14 protein-coding genes are annotated in these 16,896 nt (G+C 48.8%); 8 read left to right on the top strand and 6 right to left on the bottom strand.

What is annotated here, in order from left to right:
* Positions 1 to 56: 56 nt before the first annotated feature.
* Positions 57 to 821 (top strand): PilZ domain-containing protein, encoded by a 765-nt coding sequence (locus tag F459_RS0103825; protein ID WP_020611413.1) that lies wholly within the window; start codon positions 57 to 59, stop codon positions 819 to 821.
* On the opposite strand, the gene F459_RS0103820 is transcribed toward F459_RS0103825, so the two are convergent.
* Positions 809 to 1,825 carry a serine/threonine protein kinase gene (locus F459_RS0103820; protein WP_020611412.1) on the bottom strand — a complete coding sequence of 339 codons (1,017 nt, stop codon included), beginning with the start codon at positions 1,823 to 1,825 and terminating at the stop codon, positions 809 to 811. The genes F459_RS0103825 and F459_RS0103820 overlap by 13 nt on opposite strands.
* Positions 1,826 to 1,895: 70 nt before the next feature.
* Between F459_RS0103820 and F459_RS0103815 the strand changes: the two genes are divergently transcribed.
* Entirely contained in the window at positions 1,896 to 5,054 is a 3,159-nt protein-coding gene (locus tag F459_RS0103815; RefSeq protein WP_154651613.1) for a PAS domain S-box protein, read from the top strand.
* Between the two features lie 67 nt (positions 5,055 to 5,121).
* The gene (locus F459_RS0103810; protein ID WP_020611410.1) at positions 5,122 to 5,973 is read left to right on the top strand and encodes a VIT1/CCC1 transporter family protein; all 852 of its coding nucleotides are present in this window, start codon (positions 5,122 to 5,124) and stop codon (positions 5,971 to 5,973) included.
* On the opposite strand, the gene F459_RS0103805 is transcribed toward F459_RS0103810, so the two are convergent.
* Positions 5,970 to 7,211, bottom strand: a complete 1,242-nt coding sequence (locus F459_RS0103805; protein WP_020611409.1) for a THUMP domain-containing class I SAM-dependent RNA methyltransferase — start codon at positions 7,209 to 7,211, stop codon at positions 5,970 to 5,972. The genes F459_RS0103810 and F459_RS0103805 overlap by 4 nt on opposite strands.
* A gap of 86 nt (positions 7,212 to 7,297) precedes the next feature.
* On the opposite strand from F459_RS0103805, the gene F459_RS0103800 reads away from it, so the two are divergent.
* Positions 7,298 to 8,500, top strand: a complete 1,203-nt coding sequence (locus F459_RS0103800; RefSeq protein WP_020611408.1) for an MFS transporter — start codon at positions 7,298 to 7,300, stop codon at positions 8,498 to 8,500.
* 62 nt (positions 8,501 to 8,562) lie between these two features.
* On the opposite strand, the gene F459_RS0103795 is transcribed toward F459_RS0103800, so the two are convergent.
* The 3 genes from F459_RS0103795 to F459_RS0103785 form a co-directional block, all read right to left on the bottom strand.
* Positions 8,563 to 9,855 carry a dicarboxylate/amino acid:cation symporter gene (locus F459_RS0103795; protein WP_020611407.1) on the bottom strand — a complete coding sequence of 431 codons (1,293 nt, stop codon included), beginning with the start codon at positions 9,853 to 9,855 and terminating at the stop codon, positions 8,563 to 8,565.
* 118 nt (positions 9,856 to 9,973) lie between these two features.
* On the bottom strand, positions 9,974 to 10,624 hold the full coding sequence (locus tag F459_RS0103790; protein ID WP_020611406.1) for a response regulator: 651 nt from the start codon (positions 10,622 to 10,624) through the stop codon (positions 9,974 to 9,976).
* Entirely contained in the window at positions 10,621 to 12,360 is a 1,740-nt protein-coding gene (locus tag F459_RS0103785; protein ID WP_020611405.1) for a sensor histidine kinase, read from the bottom strand. The genes F459_RS0103790 and F459_RS0103785 overlap by 4 nt, the downstream gene beginning before the upstream one ends.
* 464 nt (positions 12,361 to 12,824) lie before the next feature.
* Here F459_RS0103785 and F459_RS0103780 point away from each other — a divergent pair, with 464 nt between their 5' ends.
* From F459_RS0103780 to F459_RS0103770, 3 genes are read left to right on the top strand one after another with little or no spacing between them, the layout of a single operon-like run.
* The gene (locus F459_RS0103780; protein ID WP_026294876.1) at positions 12,825 to 13,598 is read left to right on the top strand and encodes an ABC transporter substrate-binding protein; all 774 of its coding nucleotides are present in this window, start codon (positions 12,825 to 12,827) and stop codon (positions 13,596 to 13,598) included.
* A 12-nt stretch (positions 13,599 to 13,610) separates the two neighbouring features.
* The gene (locus tag F459_RS0103775) at positions 13,611 to 14,288 is read left to right on the top strand and encodes an amino acid ABC transporter permease (RefSeq protein WP_020611403.1); all 678 of its coding nucleotides are present in this window, start codon (positions 13,611 to 13,613) and stop codon (positions 14,286 to 14,288) included.
* A complete protein-coding gene (locus F459_RS0103770; RefSeq protein WP_026294875.1) occupies positions 14,275 to 15,030 on the top strand; it encodes an amino acid ABC transporter ATP-binding protein in 756 nt (251 codons plus the stop codon). The genes F459_RS0103775 and F459_RS0103770 overlap by 14 nt, the downstream gene beginning before the upstream one ends.
* A gap of 60 nt (positions 15,031 to 15,090) precedes the next feature.
* Here the strand turns inward: F459_RS0103770 and F459_RS0103765 are convergent, their stop codons facing one another.
* A complete protein-coding gene (locus F459_RS0103765) occupies positions 15,091 to 15,756 on the bottom strand; it encodes an SET domain-containing protein (RefSeq protein ID WP_245540066.1) in 666 nt (221 codons plus the stop codon).
* Positions 15,757 to 15,830: 74 nt separating this feature from the next.
* On the opposite strand from F459_RS0103765, the gene F459_RS0103760 reads away from it, so the two are divergent.
* Entirely contained in the window at positions 15,831 to 16,892 is a 1,062-nt protein-coding gene (locus F459_RS0103760) for a sensor domain-containing diguanylate cyclase (protein WP_020611400.1), read from the top strand.
* The last annotated feature ends 4 nt before the right edge of the window (positions 16,893 to 16,896 follow it).

The raw sequence follows: 16,896 nt of genomic DNA, 5'->3' as shown, positions 1-16,896 counted from the left end.
CTTATTTTATAAGGTAGGAACTTTTCTTTTAAAGGTAAAGTTACTATCATAGAATCATGAGTAATCCCTCCCTGCTTGGAAGGAAAGTCTTTTTCTTATATCCACACAGTGTCATCAAGGATGAAATGATTGAAGAAATTGTCTCGGAGGAATACGAGGCCTATGTTCTAAAAGATCATAATCGGGCAGCACGCCTCATGAAGGCCTTCCCGGGATCGGTGCTCTTCATCAACATCGATTCGACCATGAAAGAACCGGAATGGGAACGCTACATACTCGAAATGAAAAACTCCGACCAATATAATGATCCTCGAATCGGTATCTTTACCTACGATGAGAACCAGGAACTGGCAAGAAAATATTTGATTGAATATTCGCTTCCCGCAGGCTTTATACGGCTGAAGTTGGGCTTCGCGGAAACAAAAAAGATATTGCTGGACGTTCTCAAGGCTAATGAGGCAAAGGGACGAAGAAAATTCGTAAGGGCATTGTGTGCCAAGGATGCTCAGGCGACGATCAACGTTTCGAGAGACGGTTCCATCATTCAGGGGAAGCTACTCGACATCAGCAGTGCCGGGGCGGCCTGCGCCTTTCCCCAGGAAGGGCTCTTTTCTCCGAAGAGCTACCTGAGTGATATCCAGTTGCAACTACGGGGAGCACGAATCATGCTCAATGCCATCGTTATGGGGACCAGACAAGACGATGGCAGGGTGCATGTTATTCTCTTCGATCCTAAATCCACCGATGGAGAGAAACGGCTTAGAATTTTCCGCTATATCAGAGGAAATCTTCAGCGCTTTATCGAAAGCTATCCGGTGTAAGAAGAATCGAGAATCGTTCGGACATAGTCGAATTGCTCTTCAAAATCCGCAAGCTCACGAATCCAGAATGCCTCGCTTCCCCACTGTGGGTGACGCAGGGAAAAATCATGGTCACATTGCTGATGGGCGGTCCATGCGAGATAGTGAAGCATTCGCATAAAGCGCAGAGGCTCTATGAGAAGCGTGGAACCAGGGGAAAGGGTCGAAAACTGACCGTAGCCTTCCTGCAAAAGCGAAAACTGATATTCACAAGCCCCAATCCGATCGGGAAGCAGCAACCAAAGATCTTGTACCGCCGGGCCGTTTGACATATCGTCAAAATCGATAAGCACCAAGCCTTCCCCCGGCCGTTCCAGGATATTACCTCTATGGCAGTCACCATGAAGACGCAAAAGGGGCTGCCGTGAGAAAAGCGGTTCGATTGTTTCAATGCAGTGGAGGCATAATTCCTCGAAATGCCGACGTAAAGAAGAGGGAACCAGGTTTTGTTCGAGCAGCATCTCAAGGTGCTTCTTACTAAGAGAGGGAAGCCATTCCTGCCTGGCTTGAGCTTTCCTCTGGCGGGAAATTCGATGAAGGCGCCCGATCAGGGAGCCGATACGCAGATAATCTTCATCACGATCCGTTTCGAAAAGTCGTCCCGCCCGAAGAGGGAAAAGAGCAAAGGGATAGGAACCAGATATGGCAGAACACTCCAGAAAATGAAGTGTCCTTCCATCTACTCCCGAAAGAGGTGCAACGACAGGAACCTCTTCTGCGACACACTCCAGCAAAAAGCCGTGTTCTTCCTCTATCGCCGAAACGGACCAGCGCCCCGGACGATAAAGTTTCACCACATACCGATTACCATCTTCATCACGAAGTCCGTATACACGATTTACGTAGCTGGGAAACGCACTCCATGTACCGTCCAGATTAATGCCGTAAGACATCTCAACAGCAGAGATGATTCCGTCAGGCTCAATATAGTCAAAGATACCAGCTGGGGGCTTCTCATTCTCCATCTCGTCATTGTAGCCATTCGGACGCCACCTTGCAATCGACTAAAAAAAACATATAGTTACTTATGGTCACATGAGTATGCCAAAGCCCTTGATTATCACATTAAGAAAGTCACTATATCCCTTTATTTTCGGCTCTATTCTGGCGCTCCTTGTAACGATCATTCCGCTTCAAACACTTACCGCCTATCGTTTTCATCGGGACCAGCAAAAGATAGTAACGGCAACCATAGCATCAACGATTCAAAAGTATTTGACGCTGGCCGATACCTCTCTCACGTTTCTCTCCAAAGAACACCAAGAGAATATGCAGGACCTTCTTGCCTCGTTTCAAGAATCGTTTAAGATCTTCAGCAAAATTGCGTTTACCGATACAGACGGAACCATTATAGCAAGAAGCTCAAAAACAGAAGCCCACCAGAATGTCTCCAATCTATTGCTCACTGCAACCCCAACTCCCGGGCTTGCCTCCTTGTGTACGGGGCCGATCATCAGCCCTCACACAGGAAAGCTTTGCATTTTTTTGGTACATCCCCTTGAAGGAGAAGGAAACATCGTCGCCGAGCTTAACAACAGTTATCTTTTCGATCAGATGATGCAGACCATTGGAATGGGGAATATCGAAAATCTTGTCTTTGTGACCGACCAGTCAGGAAATCTTTTGCTCCACCCCGATCCTCAACTTCTCCGGCAAAAAGCCAATTGGAGTGATCTTTCGGTTATTCACGACATCAGGCAAAATGGCGGCGAAACAAGTGCTTTCGTCTCTATTGGCCAGAGATTCTACATAGCAGTGGCCCGCTCCATCCCCGAAACCCATTGGATACTTACCTATGCTGTACCGACAGCGACCACCGCCCTTGAAATAATCGGTTCATTGGTCCTTACCACCCTCCTTTTCCTTTTTTTCATTGGATCAATGCTGATCATTCTCAAAAGGACCTTAGAAAACAACATTGTACGGCCCCTCACCCTGATGCAGCATATCATCGAACAGTCGGTTATCGAGAAAACGCCCCAGAATATCGGTGTCATAGCAAACAGCTTTTCAGAGCTCGAAACCATGCGAAAGGTATTCAATAGATTGTCGAAAACAATACGGCAGAAGACCCTGTCATTAATTGAGTTCAAGCGGGCGGTTCGGGAGGCGGGACACGCAATCTACATGACCGACAGGGAAGGGATCATTACCTACACAAACCCTGCCTTTGAGAGGATTACCGGATACAGTTGGGAAGAGGCAAAGGGCAAGACCCCAAACATCCTGAACAGCGGTATGATGCCCGAGAGCTATTTTGCAAGACTCTGGGAAAGTATCCTTGCGGGAGAGCTTTGGGAAGAGGAGATCATCAATCGAAAACAAGATGGGACGATTTATCATGCACATCAAACCATAGCACCGATTTTCTCCGATTTTGGCATGGTGATGAGTTTTGTCGCAATCCAAAATGATGTTACCCAACAACGCGAATCGGAACGGCGGCTATGGGAATCGGAGACTCTCTATCGTAATCTTTTTGAGACGGCAGCCGATTCGATTCTCCTTATTGATCCGGAAACATTAGGGATCAGCGAATGTAACCAGGCCACTATCGAATCCCTCGGATACGATAAAGACGAGATAAAACAGTTAAGCTATCTCGACATACAGCCTTTCGACCACCAACAACGAGTGAAAGAACTGATACAAGGTGTTTCCGAATTCGATCAGATAACCTTTGATACCCAGCATACAACAATGACGGGAGACATACGAGAAGTCAACGTGCATATGACGCTTCTTAATCTCGACCAGCGAAAGCTCTTGCTGGCAATTATACACGATGTGACCGAGCATCGTCAGGCCGAGCTTGCCATACAGCAAAGTGAGAAAAAATATCGTATGCTTGCCGAGAACTCCTCCGATATGATCAGCCTGCATGATCCCCAAGGGGTCTATCTCTACGCAAGCCCCGCCTGTATACGATTGCTTGGCTATAAACAGGAAGAGTTAGTAGGAAAACGTCTCGTGGAAATGATACATCCGGATGATATAGACAGGGTTATTGAAGTCGGGAAAAGCCATCTGGGTAGTCCCAGCGAAAGGATCACGACCATGGTCTACCGCGTTCAGAAAAAAGATGGATCATATACCTGGTTTGAAACCCACAGCAGGAGAACGGACAGTCGGGAAATCATCGCCATCAGCCGGGATATCAGTGAACGCATCGCCATGGAGCGGGGACTTGAGGAAGCCAATAGAGCAAAAAGCATGTTCCTTGCCAATATGAGCCATGAAATCCGTACGCCGTTGAATGCAGTTCTCGGTTTCAATGATCTGATAGCAAGAAATACGAGCGATCCCAAACTAAGAGAGTATGCTGCACAGATCGATCTTTCGGGAAAAAATCTTCTTACTCTTATTGGTGATATCCTTGATTTTTCAAAAATAGAAGCAGGAGGAGTTCAATTCAATTACGACTTTTTCTCTCCTCGTCATCTTGTTCGGGAAGTTACCGCACTTTTCGAGATGGAGGCAAAAAAACGAGGGATCGACCTTGTCACAAAAGAGAGAAACCCCATTCCCAAGCAGATAAAACTTGATGAGGACCGGGTGCGCCAGATTCTTATTAATCTCCTAAGTAATGCCCTAAAATTCACAGAAGAAGGCAGCGTCTGCCTTGAAATTCATGCTGTCTATATAAAGCAGAGGGACCAACGATGTGATCTCACTTTCTCGGTAATAGATACCGGTATTGGAATCCCGGAGAAAGAGCAGCATGTTATTTTCGAGGCTTTTCGTCAGCAGGAAGGCCAAAGCACCAGAAAATACGGGGGAACCGGCCTTGGTTTGGCAATTTCGAAAAATCTCGCGGAAGGGATGGAAGGGAGTATCGATATAAAGAGTAATGTGGGTTTTGGATCGACCTTCACCCTCTCCTTCGATTCGGTGGAATGGCGATCGGCAGATGACGAAGAAGAGGCGGCACAGCCGGATGAGGGGCCTGCAAAGGAACACTATTCCAAGCGACAATCCAGTATAGTGTTGCCGGCATCGCTGCAAAAGCAATGGGAAGCGGTCAGATCGGTGAGGGCCATCGATGAAATAGCCGACTTTGCCGAACTCCTTAAGCGTGAGGCATCGAAAGAAGAGCACCCCGAACTGATAGATTTTGCGAACCAGCTGGAAAGGGCCTGTGACGAACTGGATATCGAGGAAATCGAACATCTGCTGGAGAAGACAGGCCCATAGTTTCCGACCTCAGCTTCTCTTCTTGCCCAAAAAAGTATATACTTTCGATAGTGTCAAGGAGAAAAGTATGGACATGATAGCCGAGATGCAGCGGAACGAGATCACCGAATACGAGGTTTACCGAAAAATCGCCAAGCGAGAGAAGGATCCGGAAAACCAAAAGGTGCTTCTGCGGATTGCCGAAGAAGAAAAGCGACATCATGATATCTGGGCACGATATACAGGGGGCAATGCAAAGCCGAAACGGTTTAAGGTCTGGTTTTTTCCCTTTTTGGCGAGGCTTCTCGGTCTTACCTTTGCGGTAAAACTGATGGAACTCGGCGAATCCTCCGCTGTCCAGGCTTACACCAAGTTGGCCGAAACGGTTCCTGAAGCAAAAAATATTGTAGACGATGAAGAGCGGCACGAAGCAGAACTGTTACGGCTCTTGAATGAACAACGATTGGATTATGTCGGCTCCATCGTGCTGGGGCTTAATGATGCATTGGTCGAACTGACCGGGGCCTTGGCCGGTCTTACCTTCGCCTTTCGAAACGGAAGCATGATTGCAGCTGCAGGTCTTATTACCGGAATTGCCGCTTCCTTTTCAATGGCGGCAAGCGAATATCTTTCCAATCAGTCCGAAGGTAATCATGAAAAGGCATTAACCTCTGCCGTTTATACGGGTATCGCCTACATTGTGACAGTGACGCTGCTGATTCTTCCCTTTTTCATCTTCTCGAACAGCTATGTAAGTCTTGGAGTAACACTGCTGGTGGCGGCACTTATTATTCTCGGCTTTACCTTCTACATCTCGGTGGCGAAGGAGCTTCCATTCCGGCGCCGCTTTCTTGAGATGATCTCTTTAAGCTTTGGTGTTGCCGCCATTAGTTTTGCCCTGGCAGCACTGGTAAGAACGGTCTTCGGCATAGATGCTTAGAAAAGTATACACTTCATCGGGATTCCGCCGTTCTCGAAATCTATGCTCTTTTTCCCGGAAGGCAGAGAGAGAGAACGGGGGGCAAGAAGGAGAAGGTCCCACCCCTCCCATACCTGCTCTTTTCTATCGATAATACGCACAAACAGATTATCACCTCCCTTCAATCTCACACCGTAGGGAGGATTGATGGCCAAGAGGGCCCCTCCTTTCCCTCCGATCCGAGATAAGTGATTTGAAGAAAAAAGGGACTGGGGGCTAAGATGAAAAAACTCCTCATGCAAGAAACCTACATTCCCGGCAGCCCCGGCCCGCTCTCCATTCAACTTGCTGATGTGCACCATCTTCTGGTCCCTATCACAGCCCCAGAATAACGGTTCATCCGTCGCGGTGGTATCTGCCTCGTCATAAAGTCGTTGCGCTTCCCAGTTCCATGCAGCCTTGGAAAAAACCGGCCACAAAAAGATGGAAAAACGGCGGTGGCCGGCAAGAGGAAAGCGGGCGGCCATTGCCCAAGCTTCAATAGGAAAGGTTCCTGATCCGCACATGGGATCGACAAAGAGGGAAAAAGGACCACGTTCTATGCGGTACCATTGCAGAAGCGAAGCGGCAACATTCTCCCGAATCGGAGCAGGACCGACCAGCGGACGATAACCGCGGCGATAAAGCTGATCCCCGCAGGCATCCAGGCGCAGTTCAAAATGGTTATCCTCTCCGAAGAGCTCAATCATCTGAGAAGGAGCATCAGTGGATACGGAAAGGAAGACTCCAGCCTCTTCAGCACGTCGTTCCAGAGCCTGGTAGAGGGTATGTTCAGCAGCTCCTTCGTGCTCGATTCTGCAGCGACGCAGGGAGACATGTACAGAAAGAGCGATTCCGTCGTGGAGCAGTAATTCCCAGGGAATGGTAACGATCCTTCGGTAAAGTTCTTCCGCTGCCCCCGCACGAAAGCTGTCGACCAGAAGAAAGAGCCTCGAAGCACATTGAAGGCGCATCAAAACGGAATATATCTCGGAAATCCTTGCCTCGAAGCAAAAACCGGCTCCATGCTTCTCAATCGATTGCAGAGCCAGCTCCTCCAGCTCTCGGCGAAGAGAAGGACGAAATGAGAAAGGAGCGGTTACGATCCAGCGATGCCGCGGCCCCCTGATATATCGTTTCAGATCCCGCGCCCACGGCTTTGTGCCTCGCCGCTTGACCGCAAGACCCCGGAACGCTTCCCGTTCGTTTTGTGGCGACATCATCCCTCTCCTTGTCCTTGCAAAAAAACCGCAAGATGCAGTCAGATAGATTCACCCTTTTGATTCTTCATGATAATCTCACATAAATGGAACACTGGCAACGAAATCTCTATACAGTTTGGTTCACCCAGATCCTCAGTCTCACGGGATTTGGCTTCGTACTTCCTTTTATTCCCTTTTTTCTTCAGGAACTGGGGGTCACCGATCCCGTTGAGTTGAAACAGTGGGTTGGCTGGATCAGTGCGGTTCCCGGTATTTCCATGGGAATCGCAGCTCCGATATGGGGAGCACTTTCGGATCGTTACGGAAGAAAACTGATGATGCTTCGCGCGATGGCAACGGGAACCATCATTCTCGCGATTATGAGTACCGTTCATAGCCCCATGTCGGTCCTCTTACTCCGACTTTGTCAAGGCTTTTTTACGGGAACAGTAACCGCAGCCGCAACCTTAGTTGCGGCAGGAACGCCCTCGGATAAGCTATCCTCATCTCTTGGCCTTCTTGCCTCCAGTACCTTCATCGGGTATATCATCGGGCCCACAATAGGAGGACTCTCTGCCGAATATCTGGGCTATCGGGTAAGCTTTCTGATCGGCAGCGGTGTCATGCTTACCAGCTTTATTCTCGTTCTTTTTCTGGTACGGGAACCGAAAGAGGGACGAAAACAGAGGGATAAAGAAGAAGGGAAACGGGGTATTTCCGCATTCGGCGAAGCGGTCAGGGCATTGCCCTGGCAACAAATAGCCCCCCTCCTCATCATCCTTTTTCTCCTCAGGGCCGCAAGAAGTATGCCTACCCCATTTCTGCCGATCCAGGTTCAACTGCTTCGGGGCAAGGTAGAGGGAGCTGCTGCCATTATGGGGGCCATCTCGGGAGTCATAGGACTGGTAACCGCCATCTCCGGAATTCTGCTCGGTAAACTGGGTGATCGTCATCCCCGGCTAAAACTTATATCGATCTTTGCTCTGGCGGCATCAATCCTGGTTTTGCCTGCTTCGGTCATGAACAGTATAATGGGATTCACCGTATTTTTCGTCGCAGGCTCTTTCTTTGCCGGAGGTCTTGAGCCGTTGATGCAAAGTCATCTTACCAGTTTAACCAGCGCAGAAAATCGAGGTACCCTTTTCGGCATACAAACAACGGTGGGAAGCCTAGGATGGGCCATAAGCCCGCTAATCGGATCCGTGCTTTCCATTCATTTCTCCATCCCCTCGGTCTTTGTGGCGATGTCCGGCTTTCTTCTTCTTGCATCCTTTGTTGCCCGCTCAAACTATAAAAAACGCCGCTGAATAAAGCGATGAAAAAGGCCGCCCACATTCGGGCGGCCTCTGAATCAGGTAGAGTCAGCGTACTATTTTTTCTGCCATTTAGTCATATCAACCTGTTTTTCACTTTTGGCGATTAGTAAGGTTCCGGTCATATCGCCGGTGACGTTGATGCAGGTCCGCCCCATATCAAGGATGGCATCGATTCCAAGGATCATGGCATATGCGGCAGCAACCGGACTTCCTTCGGTAATGGGAAGACCGACCGAATCCATAACCATCAAAAGCATGATGGCACCGGCTCCGGGAACTCCTGCCGTACCGATCGATGCAAGCACAGCGGTAATGATAATGGTAATCTGCTGGGTAAAATTCAGCGGTAAGCCGATGGCAAAACCGATAAAAAGGGCACAGACCCCCTGGTAGATGGCAGTACCGTCCATGTTGATGGTAGCACCAAGCGGGAGGGTAAAGGAGTAAATATTCCGGTCAACCCCATGGTTTTCCTCACTGCACTTCATGGTTACCGGCAGAGTACCGCTGGAAGAACGGGTGACAAAGGCGGTCAACATCGCCTCTTTGGCCCCGGAGAGGAAATGAAAAAGATTAAATTTGTTTGCCGTGAGCAGGCCGCCATACACCAAAAACACGTGCACAGCCAAGGCAATATAGACGGCAAGGGTGACCTTTCCAAGAGGGCCGACCGCAGCGGCTCCCTGTTTGGCGAAAACCACGGCTATCAGGGCAAAGACTCCGACGGGGGCATACTGCAGCACCCAGCGAACCACCATGTACATAACCTCGGCGGCTCCGTCAAAGACGCGGAACAGGACATCTCCAGCCTGCTTGATTCTGTCGTTCTCGCTGATTTTCAGATAGCTGATCCCAATACCGAAGATAATGGCAAAGAAGATCGTAGGTAGAACATCGCCTCCGGCAATGGCGCTGAAGGGATTGGTGGGAACAATATTAAGCAGTGTCGAAGTCAGCGAAGGCTTCACAAGCTCACGTCCAGAGGCATTGGCTACCGAAGCAAGATCAAGTCCGGTACCAGGATGAAAAAGGTTCCCGAAAATAAGGCCGATAGCCACGGCAAAGGCTGAGGTCAGCAGATAAAACAGTACAATCTTGATACCGACCTTCCCGAGCCGAGCAGGACTGATACTCGCCGCCCCCACAACCAGGGTGGCAAAGATCACCGGCATCACGATCATCTTAAGAAGCCTGACAAACAGATCACCGAAAGGAGAGATCCAGAGAATTGATGAGCCGAAAATAATCCCGACAATGGCACCAAGGACTAGGCCAATCAAGATCCTCATCAGAAGATTTGATTTAAAATACCAGTCCATTACGCCCTTTTTTTCCTGTGCGCTCATAGGCACAAGCCTCCTTTATTTGTGTATTTTCCTTAGTTATCATTTCATCATGGAAAATCGAACGGGGCCAGGGGCCAGGAGGAGAATTTTTCTTTTAAAGAATCGATAGGTGGGGAGCTTATAAAGCAGACAATGGGCCATTTGGCCCATACATCTTTTTCATGAACTCGACCTTACTGCTTACATTGAGTTTTTTATAGATATGCAGGATATGCTTTTTCACCGTAGAACCGGAAATATTGTAGCGATCGGCAATCTCCCTGTAGGTGTAACCGGCGACAATCCCTTTTACTACATCAAGCTCCCGAGGAGTTAAATTATAATCAACATGGCCGGCTGGAGATTTTTCTTTTCGAAGCTCTCCGAGAAGGGTCCGTGCAATCTGCGGACTGATCGGACTGCCGCCCCGATAGAGTGCTTTTATCTGACTGGTCAGCTCGCCCGGCCTGGTATTCTTTAGTACATAGCCCGATGCTCCGGCCTGAATGGCGGAAAGAATTTTCTCCTCCTCTTCGAAGATGGTAAGAATCAAAATATTAATCTGAGGCCACGTTTCATGGATGATCCTGGTTGCCTCGATGCCGCTCATCTCGGGTAGACCGATATCCATCATTACCACGTCGGGAATTCCCACCTCACGAATCGAATCGATTAACTGCTCGGCGGAAGCAAAGGCCCCGACCACTCGTATCTCCTCATCAAGCCCCAAGAGATAACGAAAACCGTCCCTCGCCTCCCGTTCATCTTCGCATATCATGATCCTGATCATCTTGCCTCTACCTCAATGGTCACCCTGGTGCCACCTCCCGGCTTGCTGTCGAGGGAAAAACGGCCGCCCATTCCCCGGACCCTGTTCATCATATTTCTGATCCCGAAACCAATGGAGGCCTCCGAAGGATCGAAGCCCTTTCCATCATCTTCAAAAGCGATTCTGACCGCTCCATCATGAACCGAGATATCGAGGGTAACGGACTTGGCTCCCGAGTGCTTTAACACATTGCTGACCAGCTCCTGCAGGATATTTTCAAACTCGAAACGTAAGGCATAGGGAAGCTCGTTCAGGGGTTCGGAATCTTCGATGTTGCACTGAAAAGTAATATACCGCAGCTTCAGACGATCGCCGAGGGTGTGGGTGACCAAACGCCGAAAGTCGATAATCCGCCTGGTGTCCGTATCCGCCCCGGCAAGGATTTCCTTCAGATCTCCTATGGCAAGCTGGGTATTATCTTCTATCCGTTCATGCATGTTTTTCAAGAGTTCCGGGTCGTGAGAATTTTGGGCGACACTGTTGGAAAGAAAAATATTTGTCAGCCGTGCCCCAAGGGAGTCGTGGAGGTAACCGTAAATTCGTTCTTTTTCTTCAATGACTCTGAGCCGAAGATTTTCCTGTTGTAATGCCGTCAATTGTTTTGTCCTGCGTCGAACCTCCTCCTCCATTTTCCGAGAATAATCATTCACACGAACGACCAGGGCATTGAGCTCATCTGCGAGGAGGGCAATCTCATCTCCCGTATCAACGGCCATTGAAATATCCTGTTTTCCCGACTCAACGGTTCGTATCACCTTTACAATGGCGAGTAACGGATGAATGATAAAGCCGTTGACAATTACCCCCAGGGCAACAAAGAGGAAAAGCATAAGCATAACATCAAGCATAATCATCAAGCGAATCGTCGCCATTGGTCGTTCCATGATGTTTCGATAGGGAAGCGCCAAAAGCAAGGTCCAGCCGCTACTTGTATTCTGCTTGCTCGCCACATAGAAAAGCTGATCACCGAAGGTATGGATAAAGCTTCCGTCCCCTTCACTCGGTACCACCGAAGGATCAAAAACCCCTTCCGCAAATTGATTGACAATGGGAATCTGATCTTTGTTGAGCAATACAACCTTGCCGATGTGATGCATATCCATCTCATCGACGATTTGCTGGAGGTCGGAAAGCATGACGTCTACGCCGAGAATCCCGACAAAACGCCCCCCTTCCGTACGTACGGGAATGACCGCGGTAATACCAATTGCCGGAACACTGGCATACAGATAGGGACGGGTTATGGTGTAATCCCCGGCAGTCAATGCCGCCTTGTACCACGGTCGCTCTCTTGGATCGTAATCGGAGGGGAAAACCGGGGCATTATCGACAAAACCGGGACCGTAGCCCCATTCATACATCTGCCCCTCCGCCGTTCCGAGATAGACGGCCCTCAACATCCTCTTCCGTGCACGAACCGTAGCGAGAAATTCCAATCGCATGCGCTCCGTTTCGACCCCTCGGACCGATGGGAATTCGGCCACCGAGCGGGTGATTCTCTCAAGCTCCCCGAAAAAGGCATCAATCTGCTTATCCGTACCGTCAAGAAGGGCAAGGCTCAACGCTTCGGTACTTTTCAGTGCACTATCCTTGAAAAGACCATAACTAATGACAAGAAGAAGCACCAGAAAAAAAAGCACGGCACTACCGATGCTAAGATTCAGTTTTGTCTTGATACTGCAACGAATCTGCTCCATGGTATTTCCCCTTACTCTATCCGAAGGAAGAGGATCTGGCAAATAGTTCCTTATAATCCCTTCTCTCGCTGGCATTTCCCTTATAAATACTGTAGTATCAAAGAAGAGAGTCATGTAGTTCGCGCAGCATCAGGGGGGAACACATCCTGCTGGCTCTTCACTTCCTCCTCGCGCTTTCGGTGATCTTTTTCAAGTTTCATCGAAAGCGTTTTTCTACCCACGGTACAAAGGCGCCTCTTGGTTTACTGATCAAATAAATAGCAAATAAATTCATTATCAACTCAAGAGATATAATTACTGGTATAATGAAAATACCAACACAAACAACTCCATATCGATTCATATATCATTTATAAACAATAAATTAAGGCTAAATTGTGTTTAGCATCTTGATGATTATATGAAATGTGGTTATTATATTCATAGTATACTAAATATAAGTACTATAAATATCAGGAGGTAACATGAAACGAATTACTAGCGTGCTACTTATGATTGCATTGCTGCTTCCGGCAGCCACCCTTTTTGCCGGGGGAAAACAGGAATCATCGGACAACACGATAAGCTTTGCAGGCTCTGGTGGGTATCCTCCCTTCAATTTCATCACTGAAAATGGTGATGTAGAGGGATTCGACGTCGACGTCGCAGCAGAAATTGCAAAGAGGATGGGGAAAACCCTAGAATACAAAACAACTGCCTGGGATGGTATCATTGAGGGACTGCGGGCCCGCCGCTATGATGGTATTCTCGGCAGCATGGGCATAACCGAAGAGCGGGAAAAGGTTGTCGACTTCTCCGATCCCTATTACTATTCGGGTCCACAGCTGATCGTAAGAAAAGACAGCGGTATCAACGACCCTTCCGAACTAAGTGCCGACAATACCATCGGGCTTGTGACAGGAACAACCTTTGAAAAAGATGCCAATGCCCTCGGTGTAAAGGTTAAGTTGTACGAAGACGACAATCAGACCCTTATGGAACTCCTCAACGGCCGTGTAGACGGAGTCCTCACCGATCGTATCGTCGGACTAAACGCCATCGGTAAACTCAAGGAAGGAGATAAGCTGACCCTGGTGGGCTCTGTTCTCCGAACCGAAAAAATGGGTATAGCCTTCCAAGCCGATGATGACGAGCTACGTGAAAAGGTAAATACGATTCTTGCAGAGATGCGCTCGGACGGAACATTGAAACGCATTAGCGAAAAATGGTTTAACGGCGAAGATATCACCGTAGAATAAGCGGAAACGATCGTGGAACATATCTTCCCTTGGGATTTTTCGGTCATCCCGGCAAAGTTTTTATTTTTCCGGGATGCCGCCCTCCTCACGTTGGAAATCACGACACTTGGTATTCTCACAGGCCTGGTTCTCGGGCTGATAGCCGCGCTTGGGAAAATATCGAGAAACAAGGTGGCTCAAGGTGTATCGTCGGCCTACATCTTTCTTATTCGGGGAACACCGCTGCTGCTTCAGCTTTTCATCATCTACTACGGCCTCACTACGGTGGTGACCATCCCCCCTTTCCCGTCGGCTATCATTGCCCTCGGTGTTCATAACGGTGCCTATATAGCCGAAATCTTCCGGGGCTCCATTCAGTCGATCCACTATGGCCAGATGGAAGCTGCAAGAAGTCTTGGAATGCCCAGGCGAAAGGCAATGCGAAGGATCATCCTTCCTCAAGCCTTTAAACGGGCCGTACCGTCGCTGGGCAACCAGTTTATCATCGCCCTGAAAGACAGTTCCCTGGCCAGTACCATCGCGGTTCCTGAGCTGCTTCTTAAGGGGCGGCAACTCGGCAGTTCCACATTCATGTACATGGAAATGCTGATCATTGTCGCCATCTGGTATTTGATTATGACAAGCGTGCTCACCATCGGTGTTCACCGCTTGGAAAAACGATTGAGGGTTAGCGACCGTGACCAGACTTAAAGAACCGCTCATCCGTGTCGAAGCGATAGACAAATGGTACGGAGAGCTGCATGTGTTGAAGGGCCTCAGCCTCGATGTGGCTGAAGGTGAGGTTGTCGTCATCATCGGGGCCAGCGGCTCCGGAAAAAGCACGCTGCTCCGCTGCATGAATTTTCTTGAGATTGCACAGCAAGGAAAAATTTACCTCGACGGAGAGCATATAAAGCCAATAAACAAGTTGCTCAACAGGGTGCGGCAGGATATGGGAATGGTGTTCCAGCATTTCAACCTCTTTCCCCATATGTCGGTCTTGCAAAACGTGATTGAGGGACCGGTCCATGTAAAAGGCATGCCAAAAAAAGAAGCCCGGGAACTGGGACTGCATCTTTTGGAAAAGGTCGGTCTTGAAGACAAGCCGGAGACCTACCCTGCCATGCTCTCCGGGGGACAGAAACAGCGGGTGGCAATTGCCAGGGCCTTGGCCATGCAGCCTAAGGTGATGTTATTCGATGAACCGACCAGCGCCCTTGATCCTGAACTCGTCGGCGAGGTACTCGGCGTTATGGAAGAGTTAGGGAAGGAAGGAATGACCATGGTAGTCGTCACTCACGAGATGTGGTTTGCAAAAGAGGCGGCCCATCGGGTCGTGTTTATGGATGAAGGAACCATCCTCGAAGAGGGTACTCCGGAAAAAATCTTTTCAAACCCCGTCGAAGAGAGAACCCAGGCCTTCCTCAGACAAATCCTGCCGCCGGATGCATAGGCAAGTCACCTGTACCTGTGTACCGGTAACAGCCATGGGCGGCACCAGGCCCCGCGATCACTATTCCATATGGTCGATGTGATCACGGAGGCCAAGTTTTTCAAGTTCGTCTTCCCGTAGCACAAGTTCCCGGAAACCGTCACTCCAATAGGCATCTCCATAATCGATAGTCAGCTCTTCTCCTATTTCGATATCCCTGTCGGCAACAAAAATAATAACCCAGACGCCATCGAGGAGGAAATGGTCGGGATGAAGATTGGGAAACAGAGAATGATTTACATAGCGAAGGGGATTTCCCTCCGCCACAGCATCAATCTCCAGGGGAGGAAGGCCGGGAATATCGACGGGGTAATCCCATGCCCAATCGTCGGGATAATGGCCAGCCTCATCAATTTCATCGGCATCAATCTCTCTAGCTTCCCGAACGATACCAGTATACTCGCCAACAAAGTCTCCACGTTTCAGGGATTCTGCAGCAAAAAGGCCGAGACCTATATCCTTATCAACAGGCGCAATACCGAAGGAAGCAAGTACACCATTTCGAACGTCATCTCCATAGAGTCGCTCAAGAGCAAGAAATTCCTCCCGGTTTTCCAAAAAGTAATCGAGGCTCAGCATAAACTCGGGCGTTAGTTTTCGAAGCGCTTCCGATTCAAGTCGAGGACGTGTAAGCCACATCAGGCCGGTATCTAAAAAATGTTGTCGTATATTCCGATTCATTTCCATTATGAAAAACGATATCACATTTTTTCTTGAAGAAGCACCCCTTTCCGGATTACAATTACGGCAATGGAATACAGATGACCGAAGCACAGAATCAGCCGAAAAGCAATGAAGAACTAGAAAAAGAACTCTTTGATATCCGACAGCTTTTGGAAATTAGTAAAAGCCTCAGCAGCCAGCTGGATCTCTCAAGCCTTCTTGACTCGATTCTTTATATCTGCATGGGCCAAATGAGGGTCACACAGGCCGCTCTTTTCGCAAGAAACGATCTTGACTCGAAAAGTTTACGATTGACCAGAAATCAGGAAGGTTTCCTCCTCGAGCATAACAGGGATTATCAGATTAGCATCGATGATCCTCTTAGCTTTCAATTTCTTCACGAACCGCGCTGCTATACCCTGGAAGAGAGCAGGAATCTCTGCCCTTCGGCACCAGCTTTACAGATAATCGGCCTTCTCTCTCCAACTCTTTTGATCCCCCTTATCGCAAGAGGCCACCTTATCGGTATCATTTTGCTTGGAGAACGCATTGAGGGAGGGCTTTATACCCCAAAAGAGGAGCGTTACCTCCTGGACATTTCGAGATTAGCCTCTTCCGCCCTTTACAATGCCATCCTTTTTGAAATGTCTACCACCGATATGATGACCCACCTTAGGTTCAGGCATTACTTCACCACAGTCGTCTCCGATAAACTCATGGAAAAGGGTGATTTCTATTCATTCTCCATCATAATGTTGGATATCGATCATTTTAAGAAGGTTAACGACACCTACGGCCATACGGCAGGAGACGAGGTAATCAAAAGTGTGAGCAGAATCATACGAGACAATCTCCGCCAGCAGGATATGGGGGTACGTTACGGGGGCGAAGAGTTTCTTGTTTTTCTGGAAGAGATTCCCGAAACGACAGCCTACGACATCGCCGAAAGGCTGAGAAAAAAAGTGGGGACCTGCCACGAGGAGCTTATGGCATGTACCGAGCAGGTAACAATCTCTGCAGGGGTGGCCCACTATCGTCCATCCGTGGATAAAAACATCGAAGCCTGCATCCATAGAGCGGATGTTGCTCTCTATTACTCAAAACGGAACGGAAGAAATCGAACAACCTGTGCCAGCGAGATTGAACAACTTGAGCAATAGATCT

It is taken from the genome of Sediminispirochaeta bajacaliforniensis DSM 16054 (assembly GCF_000378205.1).
In the GTDB taxonomy this organism is placed as follows: Bacteria; Spirochaetota; Spirochaetia; order DSM-16054; family Sediminispirochaetaceae; genus Sediminispirochaeta; species Sediminispirochaeta bajacaliforniensis.
This window is presented reverse-complemented; position numbering and strand designations above follow the sequence as displayed.